Source organism: Pseudoalteromonas tunicata (assembly GCF_002310815.1).
GTDB classification, from domain to species: domain Bacteria; phylum Pseudomonadota; class Gammaproteobacteria; order Enterobacterales; family Alteromonadaceae; genus Pseudoalteromonas; species Pseudoalteromonas tunicata.
This window is the reverse complement of sequence record NZ_CP011032.1, coordinates 3,296,542-3,310,549: the sequence shown is the minus strand read 5'-3', so window position 1 is coordinate 3,310,549 and position 14,008 is coordinate 3,296,542. Positions and strand designations below refer to the sequence as shown.

The 14,008-nt window shown below is 40.0% G+C and carries 14 protein-coding genes; 13 read left to right on the top strand and 1 reads right to left on the bottom strand.

The features are described from left to right. Window positions 1-31 precede the first annotated feature (31 nt). Window positions 32-1,948 carry a HEAT repeat domain-containing protein gene (locus PTUN_RS15060; RefSeq protein ID WP_009837804.1) on the top strand — a complete coding sequence of 639 codons (1,917 nt, stop codon included), beginning with the start codon at window positions 32-34 and terminating at the stop codon, window positions 1,946-1,948. A gap of 60 nt (window positions 1,949-2,008) precedes the next feature. Here PTUN_RS15060 and suhB read toward each other — a convergent pair whose 3' ends face one another. Next, window positions 2,009-2,812, bottom strand: a complete 804-nt coding sequence (suhB, locus tag PTUN_RS15055; RefSeq protein ID WP_009837803.1) for an inositol-1-monophosphatase — start codon at window positions 2,810-2,812, stop codon at window positions 2,009-2,011. Between the two features lie 215 nt (window positions 2,813-3,027). Here suhB and trmJ point away from each other — a divergent pair, with 215 nt between their 5' ends. The 12 genes from trmJ to PTUN_RS14995 all read left to right on the top strand — a co-directional run bounded on the left by trmJ (window position 3,028) and on the right by PTUN_RS14995 (window position 13,887). After that, the gene (trmJ, locus tag PTUN_RS15050) at window positions 3,028-3,777 is read left to right on the top strand and encodes a tRNA (cytosine(32)/uridine(32)-2'-O)-methyltransferase TrmJ (protein ID WP_009837802.1); all 750 of its coding nucleotides are present in this window, start codon (window positions 3,028-3,030) and stop codon (window positions 3,775-3,777) included. Between the two features lie 39 nt (window positions 3,778-3,816). After that, window positions 3,817-4,641 (top strand): serine O-acetyltransferase, encoded by an 825-nt coding sequence (cysE, locus tag PTUN_RS15045; RefSeq protein ID WP_009837801.1) that lies wholly within the window; start codon window positions 3,817-3,819, stop codon window positions 4,639-4,641. A gap of 166 nt (window positions 4,642-4,807) precedes the next feature. Continuing rightward, on the top strand, window positions 4,808-5,296 hold the full coding sequence (gene iscR, locus PTUN_RS15040; RefSeq protein WP_009837800.1) for a Fe-S cluster assembly transcriptional regulator IscR: 489 nt from the start codon (window positions 4,808-4,810) through the stop codon (window positions 5,294-5,296). A gap of 23 nt (window positions 5,297-5,319) precedes the next feature. Then, window positions 5,320-6,534, top strand: coding sequence for an IscS subfamily cysteine desulfurase (locus PTUN_RS15035; protein ID WP_009837799.1), 1,215 nt, complete (start codon window positions 5,320-5,322; stop codon window positions 6,532-6,534). Window positions 6,535-6,600: 66 nt separating this feature from the next. Continuing rightward, complete coding sequence (iscU, locus tag PTUN_RS15030; protein ID WP_009837798.1) at window positions 6,601-6,984, top strand: Fe-S cluster assembly scaffold IscU; 384 nt, start codon at window positions 6,601-6,603, stop codon at window positions 6,982-6,984. Window positions 6,985-6,993: 9 nt separating this feature from the next. Further along, a complete protein-coding gene (iscA, locus tag PTUN_RS15025) occupies window positions 6,994-7,317 on the top strand; it encodes an iron-sulfur cluster assembly protein IscA (RefSeq protein WP_009837797.1) in 324 nt (107 codons plus the stop codon). A gap of 87 nt (window positions 7,318-7,404) precedes the next feature. Next, window positions 7,405-7,932, top strand: coding sequence for a co-chaperone HscB (hscB, locus tag PTUN_RS15020; RefSeq protein ID WP_009837796.1), 528 nt, complete (start codon window positions 7,405-7,407; stop codon window positions 7,930-7,932). 21 nt (window positions 7,933-7,953) lie between these two features. Next, window positions 7,954-9,816, top strand: a complete 1,863-nt coding sequence (gene hscA, locus PTUN_RS15015) for a Fe-S protein assembly chaperone HscA (protein WP_009837795.1) — start codon at window positions 7,954-7,956, stop codon at window positions 9,814-9,816. A 1-nt stretch (window position 9,817) separates the two neighbouring features. Beyond that, complete coding sequence (gene fdx, locus PTUN_RS15010; RefSeq protein WP_009837794.1) at window positions 9,818-10,156, top strand: ISC system 2Fe-2S type ferredoxin; 339 nt, start codon at window positions 9,818-9,820, stop codon at window positions 10,154-10,156. 169 nt (window positions 10,157-10,325) lie between these two features. Next, complete coding sequence (locus PTUN_RS15005) at window positions 10,326-11,792, top strand: NAD-dependent succinate-semialdehyde dehydrogenase (protein WP_009837793.1); 1,467 nt, start codon at window positions 10,326-10,328, stop codon at window positions 11,790-11,792. 113 nt (window positions 11,793-11,905) lie between these two features. Continuing rightward, a complete protein-coding gene (locus PTUN_RS15000) occupies window positions 11,906-12,796 on the top strand; it encodes an NTP transferase domain-containing protein (protein WP_009837792.1) in 891 nt (296 codons plus the stop codon). A gap of 23 nt (window positions 12,797-12,819) precedes the next feature. Next, complete coding sequence (locus PTUN_RS14995) at window positions 12,820-13,887, top strand: phosphotransferase enzyme family protein (protein ID WP_009837791.1); 1,068 nt, start codon at window positions 12,820-12,822, stop codon at window positions 13,885-13,887. Window positions 13,888-14,008: the final 121 nt, after the last annotated feature.

Below are 14,008 nucleotides of genomic sequence, written 5' to 3'. Positions count from 1 at the left end.
ATCTCCCTCTTTTTTTGATTATTGTGAAAAAATGAAACATCTAAAATTAACTATTTGTCTTGTGGTTATTGGGCTATTTATTGTTGGTTATATTCTTTTTGATGGGGTTAATGACTATAAGATAAATAGAAAAATAGAAACTCAAGAGTCGAATGAGTTTATTAACCAAAATCTAGACAGGGATACTAGTACAGAACAATATATTGCTTATCGTTTTTCTTTGATTAATACAGGTTGGGTAAACTCAAGTTATTTAATTAACAAATTGATGCAACAGCCGCGCAGTCAGCAATTTGAGAAGCAATTATTTGAAGCGTCATTTTCAGGAGAAATTCATTTTTCTTATTTGGATGAGTCCGAAGGTTTACCATTATTTCAAGTTCAACTAAATGATCTTGTAACTAATACGACAATAACAGAGCAAGAACGTCAATGGATGATGCTGCCCTTTTTAGTCAGTATTGGTGAGCAAGGCTTACTGATTCTAAATAAACCTGAGTTAATTTATTCGGAACAACTCAAGTCGCTGATTGGACAGATATTACCGTACTTTCATGTTTTTGCTAGCAAGTCGCAAGAGTTAAATTGGCAAACTAGAGAGCTTGATTCTTTAGGAGTTTCATTAAATAGCTATCGAGTTCAATCAAACCATAGTTCACAAAAAACGCGTGAAATACAAAAAACGAAAGTACAGTATCTAGAGTTAAATCTTAAAGACGGTTTATTTTCATCTGCTGATGGAGCGCTAAATGTCGCAGTGGTTAATTCTGATACAAAATATAGTGTAGTTTCTGGTGCGATTTGGGCTGAGTCTATTAATTTGAAAGAAAGTCTGTTATCAAAATCAGATAATTTAGAGTTAAGTGAAACAACCGCTGTATTCATTTGTACTCAAATTAATAGAAGAATAAGTTTTAGTAGTGCTTCTTTATCTACAATAAAACCACAGCGTGAGTTAATGGGAATTGAGCAGTTTTATATCACTAACCCTGAATTAAATCAGTTAGTGCTGAATAAAAATCTTAAGGAAGTAACTCAGTTATTTGAAGAACTTTTGCATGATAATGAAGATTTAGCCTTAGATATGTTAATAAATTATCTTCGTTTACACCCTGAACAAAGTAATAATTTGGTCGACTATATCTTTGACGCGTCAGCCTTATTAACTCAGCAAGTCGATTTAAGGTTATGGTATTCGCTAGCTACTTCTGGTCATCAAGAAGCTCAACTAGCATTAATTTATGCAGCTTCGGAACCACGGTTTAATTCATTAATAAAATATCGAGCCATAACTTACATTCAAGATATTGAATTCCCAACCGAAGTATTTATTGACCAGCTCTCCTTATTACGAAAAAACTTATCAGCTTTTGATGATATTGAAAATCAAGAATTGGCTAATATGGCATTGTTTGCTTTAGGTTCAATGGGAGGGAATGACAAGTTAAATCAGATGGTTAAGTATAAAGTTGCGGATATATTAGCAGACAGCCTACCGTCGATTTCATCTGATCAAGAAGCGATTACTTTGTTAACTGCAATCGCAAATACTGGTAATACGGATTTGATACCTGTTATCTCTGAGATGTTTAATAATCCTAACGGTAAGGTAAAAGCTGCCGCATTTGATGCCTTAAGCAATATGGAGGGCAAGCAAGTGATAGATTTATTTGTAGAAGAATATGAAAGAATCAATGAGTTAGAACTACAAGAGTATGCAGTCAAAGTAATGCTTCAAATGCCCGAAACATCAGAAAAGAATCAGTGGATTGCAGCTCAAGTGCAAAAATCAACTAACTCAACATTAAATCAGTTGTTTATTAAGGGGTTAGGGGCAAATTTAAGCAATTATCCTGAAAATGAATCGATACTTCGTAATTTGCTGATAAAGGAATTAACTGTTCAAGAAAAAATGGCTATCTATAAGTATATTCCACCAAAACTCTAGAATGTTAAAACAAAAAAGAGCCGTAGGGCTCTTTTTTGTTGGCTTGATTTAAGCTGAAAATTAACGCAGTAATGCTTCAGTTAAATGTGGGCGCATTTCTTTTACCATGCTTTGTGATAATTTTGGTGCCGCACAAATGATGTTGCCGCTGACTTCGTAGTTATTGCCGCCTGCAAAATCAACTACCATGCCACCTGCTTCTTTAATTAATAATAGGCCTGCAGCGCTTTCCCATGGTTTTAAGCCAATAGCGAAATAACCATCAGCACGACCTGCTGCAGCATAAGCTAAATCTAATGCTGGACAACCTGAATTACGGATATCAGTAGCGTGTATAAATAACGCATTAAACGCTTTGCTATAGGCTTCTAAATGATGTTTGTGACGGTAAGGCCAGCTAGTTGCTAAAACAGTACCAGCTAATTCGTTCGATTTACTAACACGAACACGCTTGCTGTTTATTTGAGCGCCTTGACCACGGCTTGCAGAGAAAATTTCACCACGAATTGGATCGTAGATAACAGCTTGTTCAGTACGGCCTTTTACTTTAAGCGCTACTGAAACAGCAAAATGAGGAATACCTTTAACGAAGTTTGTTGTGCCATTGATTGGATCAATAACCCATAGGTAATCGCTATCAGTTCCTTTGTGCTCGCCTAATTCTTCACCTACTAAACTATGAGTAGGGTAAGCTTTCAAAATGGTATCACGAATAACCGCTTCTGCGTCTCTGTCGACATTTGTCACTAAATCGTTAGTGCCTTTTTGTGAGACTTCTAACTTGCTTAAATCTTCACACGCTCGAAGGATGACCTTACCAGCATTACGCGCAGCACGAACCGCAATGTTTAACATTGGATGCATAGAATTACCTATAGGTTGTAAAAGAACAATTCAAATCAATTAGCCGGCGTATTCTAGCGATTTTTATTGCAATGTAAACCATAATTGAAATTTTATTTTGCTTAACATTTGAGCAACTTTTTACGCTTATGTGACTTCATCATGAACTAGTTTGGCGATTTTTAATCGGCTTATGGTAGAATCCTGCCAGCGAATTTAGTCAAGGCTTAAAGTAAATGTTATTAAACGATATTAGAGTGGTACTGGTTAACACATCTCATACAGGCAACATAGGTTCAGTTGCCCGTGCAATGAAAACCATGGGTTTATCTAAATTGTATTTGGTTGATCCGGTTAATCAAATTGATAGCCATGCCTCTGCATTGGCTGCAGGCGCAACTGATGTGCTTGGTAATGCTGTAGTGGTTGATGATTTAGCGCAAGCGATTGCAGATTGTTCATTAGTAATTGGTACTAGCGCGCGTTCACGTACCTTATCTTGGCCTATGGTTGAGCCGCGTGAATGTGGTCAGATGTTGGTTGATGGCGCTAAAAAAGGCCCTGTGGCGTTAGTATTTGGCCGTGAAAACAGCGGGCTTAGCAATGAAGAGCTACAAATGTGCCATTATCATGTATGTATTCCGGCAAATCCTGAATATAGCTCGTTAAATCTTGCGATGGCGGTGCAAACGCTAACGTATGAAGTGCGTATGGCATTTTTACAACAGCAAGAAAAGAAAGTAGAAGTAGATGAAACTGTTTATCCAAGTTCGCAGCAATTAGAGCTATTTTATCAACATCTTCAAAATACCTTAGAAAACACTGGTTTCATTATTAAGCAGCATCCGGGGTTGGTAATGACTAAGCTTCGACGCTTATTTAATCGTGCTCGTCCAGAAGATGGTGAGTTGAATATTTTACGTGGCATTTTGACCTCAGTAGATAAACTTGATTCACAAGCTACTAAAAACAACGAGCAAAAATAGTAAGCATTTTTAACGGCCGAATAGCAAGAGAAACCAGCCATGTTTGCCAGAATCAAAGAAGATGTTCACAGTGTATTTGCGCGAGATCCTGCAGCGCGAAATTTTTGGGAAGTTTTTTTTAACTCTCCTGGGTTGCATGCTCTATGGTGTTATCGACTTAATCATAAGCTCTGGCAAGCAGGTTGGTTTTTTTTAGCCCGAACCTTTTCTACGGTAGCGCGCTGGTTTACTGGTATTGAAATTCATCCTGCCGCAACAATTGGCCGGCGATGTTTTATTGATCATGGTATGGGCGTGGTGATTGGTGAAACGGCTGAAATTGGTGATGATGTAACGCTTTACCACGGTGTAACATTAGGTGGCACCAGTTGGCAGACGGGCAAGCGCCATCCCACATTAGAGCAAGGGGTGGTTGTTGGTGCTGGTGCACAGATTTTAGGACCAATCACAATTGGCGCCGGTGCTAAAATAGGTTCTAACTCTGTGGTAGTTAAACATGTGCCCAGTCACGCGACAGTGGTTGGCATCCCTGGGCGAGTTGTAACCGCAAAAGCACCGGAACTTGCAGCCGATTCAGCCAAGCAGCAACGAGCGGCCATAGCCGAAAAGTACGGCTTTGATGCTTATGCCGTGTCTTATGATAATCCAGATCCGGTAGCTAATTCGATTGGTAAAATGCTCGATCATATTCATTTACTCGATGCAAAAATTAATGAATTAAGTTGTGCGCTCAATAAGTTGGGTGGTGATGTCTGTGAACAGCAATTACCTGAGCTCAATCTAGATGATCAAGACTTTTGTAAAGCAGAACAATTAGCGAAACAAAAGCGCCAACAGCATGATGACTTTGATCCTAAGATATAACAAATTGTCAGTAGATAATACTTGACTAAATTAGTCGGGTATATACAATCACCTTATGAATACTTGACTAAATTAGTCGGGTAATATTGGTAGCGAGATAATACTTGACTCTTTTAGTCAGGTTATTAAAATTCGCGGTCTTAAAATACTTATTAGTGAGGTCAACATGAAGTTAACATCAAAGGGTAGATATGCAGTTACTGCGCTACTAGATGTCGCTTTGCATACTAATGTTGGCCCAGTATGTTTAGCTGAAATTTCTGAACGCCAAGAAATTTCTCTCTCTTATCTTGAACAATTATTTGCTCGCCTACGTAAACAAGGCTTAGTTCGTTCGGTAAGAGGCCCTGGTGGTGGTTATTTGCTTGGCAAAGAAGCCAGTGAAATTTCAGTGGGTGATGTGATTAGTGCGGTTGATGAGTCAGTCGATGCAACCCGTTGTCATGGTGAAGGCGGATGTCAAAAAGGCGTTCGTTGTTTAACCCACTCATTGTGGTCAGATTTAAGTATTCGAATTGAAGATTTTTTAAACAATATTACATTAGCTGAACTTGTCGCCAAGCGCGATGTCCAGGAAGTGGCAATCCGTCAGGACAAAGCTGTCCAACACGCCCTTCAACAATTAGATAACATTCAAGTTAGCTGTCAACTCTAAGCAGGACTGGAGCACCAAAGAAAATGAAGTTACCAATTTATTTAGATTATGCAGCAACCACTCCGGTTGATCCGCGTGTTGCAGAAAAAATGATGCAATGCCTTACTATGGACGGTAATTTTGGTAACCCAGCATCACGTTCACATCGTTTTGGCTGGCATGCAGAAGAAGCAATCGATCAAGCGCGTCATGATATAGCAGCACTTATTAATGCTGACCCTCGTGAAATTGTATTCACTTCAGGTGCAACTGAATCAAATAACCTTGCAATTAAAGGTGCTGCGAATTTTTACAGCAAAAAAGGTAAGCACATCATTACAGCTAAAACAGAGCATAAAGCGGTTTTAGATACTTGTCGCGAATTAGAGCGTCAAGGTTTTGAAGTGACTTATATGGACGTTGAAGAAAACGGCCTACTTGATTTAGATAAGCTTGCAGCAACAATGCGTGATGACACAGTACTTGTTAGTATTATGCACGTAAACAATGAGTTAGGTGTAGTGCAAGACATCGCTACCATTGGTGAAATGTGTCGCGAACGTAAAATTATGTTCCATGTTGATGGTGCGCAAAGTGCAGGTAAAGTTGAGGTTGACTTACAAGCACTTAAAGTTGATTTTATGTCGTTTTCAGCACACAAAATCTATGGTCCTAAAGGGATTGGTGCGCTATATGTTCGTCGTAAACCGCGTGCCCGTTTAGAAGCGCAAATGCACGGTGGTGGACATGAACGTGGTATGCGTTCAGGTACTTTACCAACACATCAAATTGTGGGGATGGGTGAAGCATTCCGTATCGCAAAAGAAGATTTTTCAGCTGATCACGCTCGTATCGAAAAATTACGCCAACGTTTAATTGATGGCGTAATGGACATTGAAGAAGTGTACTTTAACGGTACGCGTGAGCAATCTGTGCCAGGCATTATCAACATCAGTTTTAACTATATCGAAGGTGAGTCATTATTAATGGCCCTTAAAGATATCGCAGTATCATCAGGTTCAGCCTGTACATCAGCAAGCTTAGAGCCGTCTTATGTTTTGCGTGCTCTTGGTCGTAATGATGAATTAGCGCACAGCTCGATTCGTTTTAGTATTGGTCGTTTTACGACTGAAGAAGAAATTGATTACACAGTTACATTAATTAAAGAGTCAATTGGCCGTCTACGTGAAATGTCACCACTTTGGGAGATGTTTAAAGATGGTATCGATTTAGACTCGGTTGAGTGGGCAGCCCATTAAACCTAAGGTGGTGTGATTAAGCAATGGTCACACCCGGCATGAATAGCAGGTATTGAGGTAATAAAAATGGCTTACAGCGATAAAGTATTAGATCATGTTGCAAATCCACGTAATGTGGGTGCGTTTGATAAAAACGATCCATCGGTAGCAACTGGAATGGTAGGGGCTCCTGCCTGTGGCGACGTAATGAAGCTACAAATCAAAGTATCTCCAGAAGGTATTATTGAAGATGCTAAATTTAAAACTTATGGTTGTGGTAGTGCAATTGCTTCCTCATCATTAGTAACTGAGTGGGTTAAGGGTAAAACACTAGATCAAGCTGCTGAAATCAAAAATACAGATATCAGCGCTGAATTAGAGCTTCCACCAGTAAAAATTCACTGCTCAATTTTAGCAGAAGACGCAATTCAAGCAGCAATTGCAGACTATAAGAGCAAGCACGGTAAATAAGAGATAACTATGGCAATCACACTGACAGAATCAGCTGTTAATCGCGTTCGTACTTTTTTGCAAAACCGTGGTAAAGGAATTGGCTTGCGTGTTGGTATTAAAACTACTGGCTGTTCTGGTCTTGCCTATGTACTTGAGTTTGTTGATGAACTAGCTGAAGGTGATGAAACCTTTGAGCAAGATGGTGTCACTGTGATTGTTGATGCAAAAAGTCTTGTTTATATCGATGGCACACAACTGGATTTTGTTAAAGAAGGCCTTAATGAAGGGTTCAAATTTAGCAATCCAAACCAAAGTGGTGAGTGTGGCTGTGGTGAAAGCTTTACTGTTTAGTAAGCGTTTTGCCTTTTAGCGACCTTATCAAGCCCTCACCTTTAGGTTAGGGCTTTGTCCTTTTTGAAATGTGAATTAGGAAAATGAATGCGTTATTTTGACCTTCTCTCTTTACCTGTTGATTATCAAGTTGATTTAACCTTGCTTAATGCACATTATCTTGAACTTCAAAAAGTTATTCACCCAGATAAATTTGCCAATCATAGCGAGCAAGAGCAGCTATTAGCGGTGCAAAAAGCGGCAGAAGTAAACGATGCGCTACAAACATTAAAACATCCGTTAAAACGTGCCGAATACATGCTTGCAGAGCGTGGTGTAGATATTCGAGCTGAACAGCAAACACTACAAGATCCGATGTTTTTGATGCAGCAAATGGAGCTACGAGAGGCGCTTGAAGAAATTAGTTCAGCTGCTGAGCCAGAAGATGCCATTGCTGATATTGAACAGCAAATTAAACAGCTAATGAGCACCTTGCATCAAGAGTTATTGTCGCTTATCAGCAGTAGCGAAACAGCAGCGCAGCATAAAGCTGCTGATGTAGTACGAAAATTAAAGTTTATCTACAAATTAAAAGATGAACTAGCGCGAATTGAAGATTCATTATTTGAAGACTAAAGAGTAAGTTAAAGCATAATTATGGCACTATTGCAGATTGCTGAGCCGGGGCAGAGCGCGGCACCTCACCAACATAAACTCGCTATTGGTATTGACTTGGGCACCACTAATTCATTGGTGGCTACAGTGCAAAGTGGCGAAGCAAAAGTGTTGGCTGATTTTGATGGTTCGACCATGTTGCCTTCGGTGGTTGCTTACACTGAACAAGGTATTGTTGTTGGCAGTGCTGCAATGAATAACGCAGTCGAAGACCCAACCAATACATTGGTCTCAATCAAGCGATTTTTAGGTAAATCTCATGCTGATTTAGCTGCACGTTATCCTGAGTTACCTTATCAACTTAGTGAGCAAAACGGCAGTTTAAGCATTGCGACCCGTCAAGGCGATGTTAATCCTATTCAAGTTTCAAGCGAAATTTTAAAAGTATTAAAACAGCGCGCGACAGATTCATTTGGTGGTGATGATATTTTAGGTGCTGTTATTACTGTACCTGCTTATTTTGATGATGCGCAGCGCCAAGGTACAAAAGATGCCGCAGAGCTTGCGGGCTTAAACGTTTTACGCTTATTAAATGAACCAACAGCTGCCGCAGTTGCTTATGGACTCGATTCGGGTCAAGAAGGGTTAATTGCCGTTTATGACTTAGGCGGTGGTACGTTTGATATTTCTATTTTGCGCTTGCACCAAGGTGTATTTGAAGTATTAGCAACCGGCGGTGACTCAAGCTTAGGTGGTGATGATTTTGATGCTTTATTGGTTGAGCATTTTAAACAACAAACCGGTGTAAGTGAATTAGACGCTAAAACATCTCGCCTTTTTAGTAATAAAGCGCGTGCCTGTAAAGAAGCATTAACTAACTACAATTCAATTAATGTTGGCCTTGAATTTAATGGTCAATCCCATGTTGTGGTCGTAGATAAAGCACTCTTTAACGAACTGGCAATGCCATTAGTGAAACAAACCTTACGTGCTTGTCGTCGTGCATTAAAAGATGCCGAAGTAGAAAAAGAAGAGATTCTGCAAGTGGTAATGGTTGGTGGTTCAACACGTATGCCGTTGGTTCGTAGTGAAATAGGTGCTTTTTTTGAAAAAGAACCCCTAACTTCAATCGACCCTGATCGAGTTGTAGCCATTGGTGCTGCGATTCAAGCTGACATCTTAGTCGGTAATAAACCTGATTCTGAAATGTTATTGCTTGATGTATTACCACTTTCATTAGGTCTTGAGACCATGGGTGGTTTAGTTGAAAAAATTATTCCGCGTAATACCACGATCCCAGTTGCTCGCGCGCAAGAATTCACCACTTTTAAAGATGGCCAAACTGCAATGTCGCTCCATGTATTGCAAGGTGAGCGTGAGTTAGTTACAGATTGCCGCTCGTTAGCAAAATTTAGCTTAAAAGGCATTCCACCTATGGTGGCAGGCGCAGCGCATATTCGCGTAACCTTTAAAGTAGACGCAGATGGTATTTTAAGTGTCTCCGCGATGGAAAAGTCATCAGGTGTGCAAGCTGAAATCCAAGTTAAGCCTTCTTACGGTTTGTCGGATGATCAAGTAACACAAATGCTGCGCGATTCAATGAGCTTTGCCAAAGAAGATATGCAAGCGCGAATGCTCAAAGAGCAACAAGTTGAAGCGTTACGTGTGATTGAATCGTTAAATGCATCATTAAACGAAGACAGTTACTTATTAGATGAAAGTGAATTAGCAGCGCTTCGCCTTGAAATTGCAGCACTAGTTGTATGTTATGAAACAGCAACAACACCAGATCAACTTAAAAACGCAATTGAAAAAGTAGATAAAGCCAGCTCAGAATTTGCATCCTTACGAATGGATGCGTCAATTAAAAAAGCACTGCAAGGGCAGTCGGTAGACGAGGTTTAACATGCCACAAATTATTTTTCTTCCTCATGGCGAATTATGTCCAGATGGCGCAGTGATTCAGGCGCAAAGTGGGCAAACCGTGCTTGATGTTGCATTAAAAAATAACATTTCCATTCCACATGCATGCGAAAAATCATGTGCGTGTACAACTTGCCATATCATTGTGCGTGAAGGGTTTGATTCTCTTACAGAAAGTGATGAGCTTGAAGATGATATGCTTGATAAAGCATGGGGTCTAGAACCCGAGTCGCGCTTAGGTTGTCAAGCAATCATAGCCGATGAAGACTTGGTCGTTGAAATTCCAAAATACAACTTAAACATCGTTAATGAAGATCATTAATCGTTGCTTTAAAGAATGATGTGAAAGACAAAAACCGCTACCAAGCGGTTTTTTTGTGCTCGATAGCCTCACATCAGGCTTAGTTGACTTATATGGTCTTGCTCTTGTATCAAACGTATTAAGCCCCAATAATAATTGTACTGTGTTTTATATTCCCCTAGGTTTTCTTATGTTTTCACCACTTAGCCAGCCGCTTGTCTTTACAGATTCTGTCATTGCTAATCAGCCTTTTGTAACCAAGACTTTTATAACGGTTGATAATCCTGCTACAGAAAAACTTTTAACCTCAGTCAGTTGTGTTGATGACGCAGGCATTGAGCATGCAGTGCAAAGTGCAGAGCTAGGGTTTGGCACACTTAAATCAATGCACTCTCAAGCACGAAGTGACTTATTGATGCGTTGGTATCAGTTAGTTATCGATTATATTGATGCATTAGCAGAAATTATGACTCTTGAGCAGGGCAAACCGCTGGCAGAAGCTAAAGGCGAAGTGATCTATGGCGCTGAGTTTATTCGCTGGTTTGCAGAAGAATGTAAACGCAGTTATGGCCAGCAAATTCCAAGTAATAATAATCACCAGCAGTTAAGCACCATAAGACAGCCGATTGGTGTGGTACTTGCTATTACGCCGTGGAACTTTCCAATTGCTATGATCACTCGCAAAGTGGCGCCAGCCATTGCCGCAGGTTGTAGTGTTATTTTAAAACCTTCAGAATTAACGCCATTGTCAGCACTCGCATTGGCGCATTTAGCCATCCGTGCAGGCTTTCCTAAAGGAGCATTTAATGTCTTATTGACCGATGATGCGCCGAGTCTTGTAAGCAAATTATTGGCCGATCATCGAGTAAAAAAAGTCACCTTTACCGGATCTACGCAAGTGGGGCGTATTTTATTAGCGCAAGCGGCTAATACAGTGAAACGTACTTCAATGGAGCTTGGTGGTAATGCGCCTTTTATCGTATTTGACAGCGCAAATCTCGATCAGGCAGTTGATGGGCTGATAAAAAGTAAATTTAGAAACGCAGGGCAAGCCTGTGTTGCGACTAATCGAGTATTACTTGATGCGTCAATCGCTGGGGATTTTACGGCCAAATTACTCACTAAAGTGGCGACCTTAAAAACAGGAAATGGACTTTCAAACGATACTGATCTTGGGCCATTGATCAACCAAGCTGCAAAGTTGCGCTTAGTTGCAACCATTGAGCAGGCAATTTGCGAAGGTGCAAGTTGGGTCTTTGGCGAAACAGCATTTGCAGAGGCCAAATGCAGCAAGGATAATTTTTTACCGGTAGTTGTGCTCGGTAACATCAATCAAGATATGGCTATTTTTCAGCAGGAGTTATTTGGCCCTGTAGTATTACTCAGTCAATTTGAAAGCGAGCAACAAGCGATTGAGTTAGCAAATTCAACCGAATACGGTTTAGCAGCTTATTTTTATTCGCAAAATATCAATCAAGTGCATCGAGTTGCTGAATCCTTGACTTTTGGTATGGTTGGCATTAACGAAGGGCTTATTTCTAATGCAATTGCGCCATTTGGTGGTATTAAACAATCGGGACTTGGCCGTGAAGGTGGCCAAGCTGGGCTTGATGAGTATTTACAGCAAAAATACCTTTGCCTCAATATCAAAGATTGAATCTAACCTATTGTTTTAATGTAAAAAACAAAAAATAGAAACTTATCTAAAAGATGCGTACAATAACTGCCCTTATTTGAGTTGGTCGCGGTGACACCGCAGGGCAGTGGTACATGCAGGTACAAACACAACCGTTAACCTTGGTTATTTTAGCCGCTGGGTTAGGTAGCCGCTTTGGTGGCGCCAAACAATTGGCTGAAATTGAAGGGCTTAACCGCACTATCTTTGAGCTTAGTATTTTAGATGCAGCCCCTTATGTTAGCAAAGTGGTATTGGTGGTTAATCAGACCATCCTACCTATTATTGAGCAGCAAATACTGCCGCGTTTGCCAAGCCACTTACAGGTTGAACTGGCTATTCAAGCGATTGAAGATGTGCCTGAGCAATTTCAACACCTTGCAGCTACTCGGGTAAAACCTTGGGGCACAGGCCATGCACTTCTGGCTGCAAAACCTTATGTAATGGGAAAAGCCATTGTCATCACAGCAGATGATTATTATGGTCCCCATGCCTTTGCACAATTGGCTGCGCACCATCAAAAAAGTAATGATTGGGCAATGTTGGCTTATCCCATTTTAAATACCTTATCGAGCCAAGGTGGTGTCAATCGTGGAATATGCCAAATTAATCAGCACGGTTATTTAACCTCAGTTACTGAATACTTGAATATTGCACCTTATATTGGGCAATTAATGGGACAAAACCCAGCTGGAGAAATGGAACCTTTACCGGATTCGGCATTGGTCTCAATGACCTGTTGGTTAGTTGATGAAGCACTTTTTACTTTACTCGAAGCCGGATTTAGTACCTTTTTATTAGAGGCTGACACCGTTGTCAAAAGCGAGTATTATTTGCCGAATCAAATTCAAAGGGCAATTACTGAGCAGCTTGCAGCTGTTACCGTGATTAAAGCTCAAGATAAGTGGCTTGGTATTACCTATCGAGACGAATTGGCAGCGATCACTGCTGAACTTAATCACATATTCAGGGATTCAGTGGCTTAAAGCTGAAATAAAGAGAATTTTAGATGTACCAAAAACAAGCAACTATTTTATCTTCACACTTTGGCTTAGGTGAGCATGATATTAGCATTAAGCCTATTGGTAATGGTCATATCAATACCACTTTATTGCTCAAAAGCCCGACTAAACACATTGTGGTGCAAAAACTCAATACTCATGTTTTTCCAGATCCTAATGCATTAGTGAATAATGCGCGCCAAATAGAACATCACTTAAGTGATAAAAAACATCATGATGCCTATCAATTAGAAGTGATCAAACATGTAGCAACAACAGATGATAACTATCTTGTTGAAATCGATGGTGATAGTTGGCGTGCGCTTGAGTTTATTGGTCGCAGTTACAGCGAAGATGTGGTTGATAATCAAGAGCAAGCACAAATAGCTGCTAATGCGTTTGGACAATTTGCTGCTGCGCTGCAAGATTTTGATGCTGAAAAATTGCATGCGGTGATCCCTGATTTTCATAACCTTGCCATGCGGTTAGATGCACTTAAGCGTGTAATTGATGCAAACCCAGTTGGGCGTTTAAGCGACTGTCAGCACGAAGTGGATTTTTGTTTAGCGCAAACGCAGTTATTACAAGAGTTAGCTGAGCTGATGCCGCAGCTACCCATTCGTGCTTGTCATAATGATACCAAAATCAATAACATGCTTTTTTGTAATAAAACGCAGCAAGCAAAAGCTGTGATTGACTTAGATACCTGTATGCCTGGTTATTGGATGTTTGATTTTGGCGATATGGTCCGTACTTTTTGCTCACCAGAAGCAGAAGATTCAACTAATCTTGACGGCGTACAGGTGCGAGAAAATATTTTTCAAGCCATTGTTGATGGTTATGTCGCACCGCTGCAACAAATAATAACAACACAAGAAAAGCAAAGTTTTTGGTTAGGCGCAAAAGTTATGTCTTTTATGATTGGCGTGCGTTTTTTAACAGACTATATCGATGGCGATAACTATTTTGGTACTAAATATCCAACGCATAATTTAGATCGTGCCCGTAATCAATTTGCTTTATATCGTGATCTGCTGAACAAACAAGCGCAATTGCAGGCAATATTGTTTAAATAAAGTGCATAGCGTGTAAATAAAAAAATTAAATTTGTAATAAAAGGTTAACCCATTTAAAGTGCGCGGGTTAACCTTTTTTGTTAAAGCCATTTAAGTTTGCCTTAAGACAAAATTGTTATGT

What these genes read in the sequence shown, in the direction of transcription:
- PTUN_RS14995 (WP_009837791.1), top strand. Translation starts at nt 12,820, where the DNA reads ATGTACCAAAAACAAGCAACTATTTTATCTTCACACTTTGGCTTAGGT.
- trmJ (WP_009837802.1), top strand. Translation starts at nt 3,028, where the DNA reads ATGTTATTAAACGATATTAGAGTGGTACTGGTTAACACATCTCATACA.
- cysE (WP_009837801.1), top strand. Translation starts at nt 3,817, where the DNA reads ATGTTTGCCAGAATCAAAGAAGATGTTCACAGTGTATTTGCGCGAGAT.
- hscB (WP_009837796.1), top strand. Translation starts at nt 7,405, where the DNA reads ATGCGTTATTTTGACCTTCTCTCTTTACCTGTTGATTATCAAGTTGAT.
- fdx (WP_009837794.1), top strand. Translation starts at nt 9,818, where the DNA reads ATGCCACAAATTATTTTTCTTCCTCATGGCGAATTATGTCCAGATGGC.
- PTUN_RS15035 (WP_009837799.1), top strand. Translation starts at nt 5,320, where the DNA reads ATGAAGTTACCAATTTATTTAGATTATGCAGCAACCACTCCGGTTGAT.
- PTUN_RS15005 (WP_009837793.1), top strand. Translation starts at nt 10,326, where the DNA reads ATGTTTTCACCACTTAGCCAGCCGCTTGTCTTTACAGATTCTGTCATT.
- iscA (WP_009837797.1), top strand. Translation starts at nt 6,994, where the DNA reads ATGGCAATCACACTGACAGAATCAGCTGTTAATCGCGTTCGTACTTTT.
- PTUN_RS15060 (WP_009837804.1), top strand. Translation starts at nt 32, where the DNA reads ATGAAACATCTAAAATTAACTATTTGTCTTGTGGTTATTGGGCTATTT.
- PTUN_RS15000 (WP_009837792.1), top strand. Translation starts at nt 11,906, where the DNA reads ATGCAGGTACAAACACAACCGTTAACCTTGGTTATTTTAGCCGCTGGG.
- iscR (WP_009837800.1), top strand. Translation starts at nt 4,808, where the DNA reads ATGAAGTTAACATCAAAGGGTAGATATGCAGTTACTGCGCTACTAGAT.
- iscU (WP_009837798.1), top strand. Translation starts at nt 6,601, where the DNA reads ATGGCTTACAGCGATAAAGTATTAGATCATGTTGCAAATCCACGTAAT.
- hscA (WP_009837795.1), top strand. Translation starts at nt 7,954, where the DNA reads ATGGCACTATTGCAGATTGCTGAGCCGGGGCAGAGCGCGGCACCTCAC.
- suhB (WP_009837803.1), bottom strand. Translation starts at nt 2,812, where the DNA reads ATGCATCCAATGTTAAACATTGCGGTTCGTGCTGCGCGTAATGCTGGT.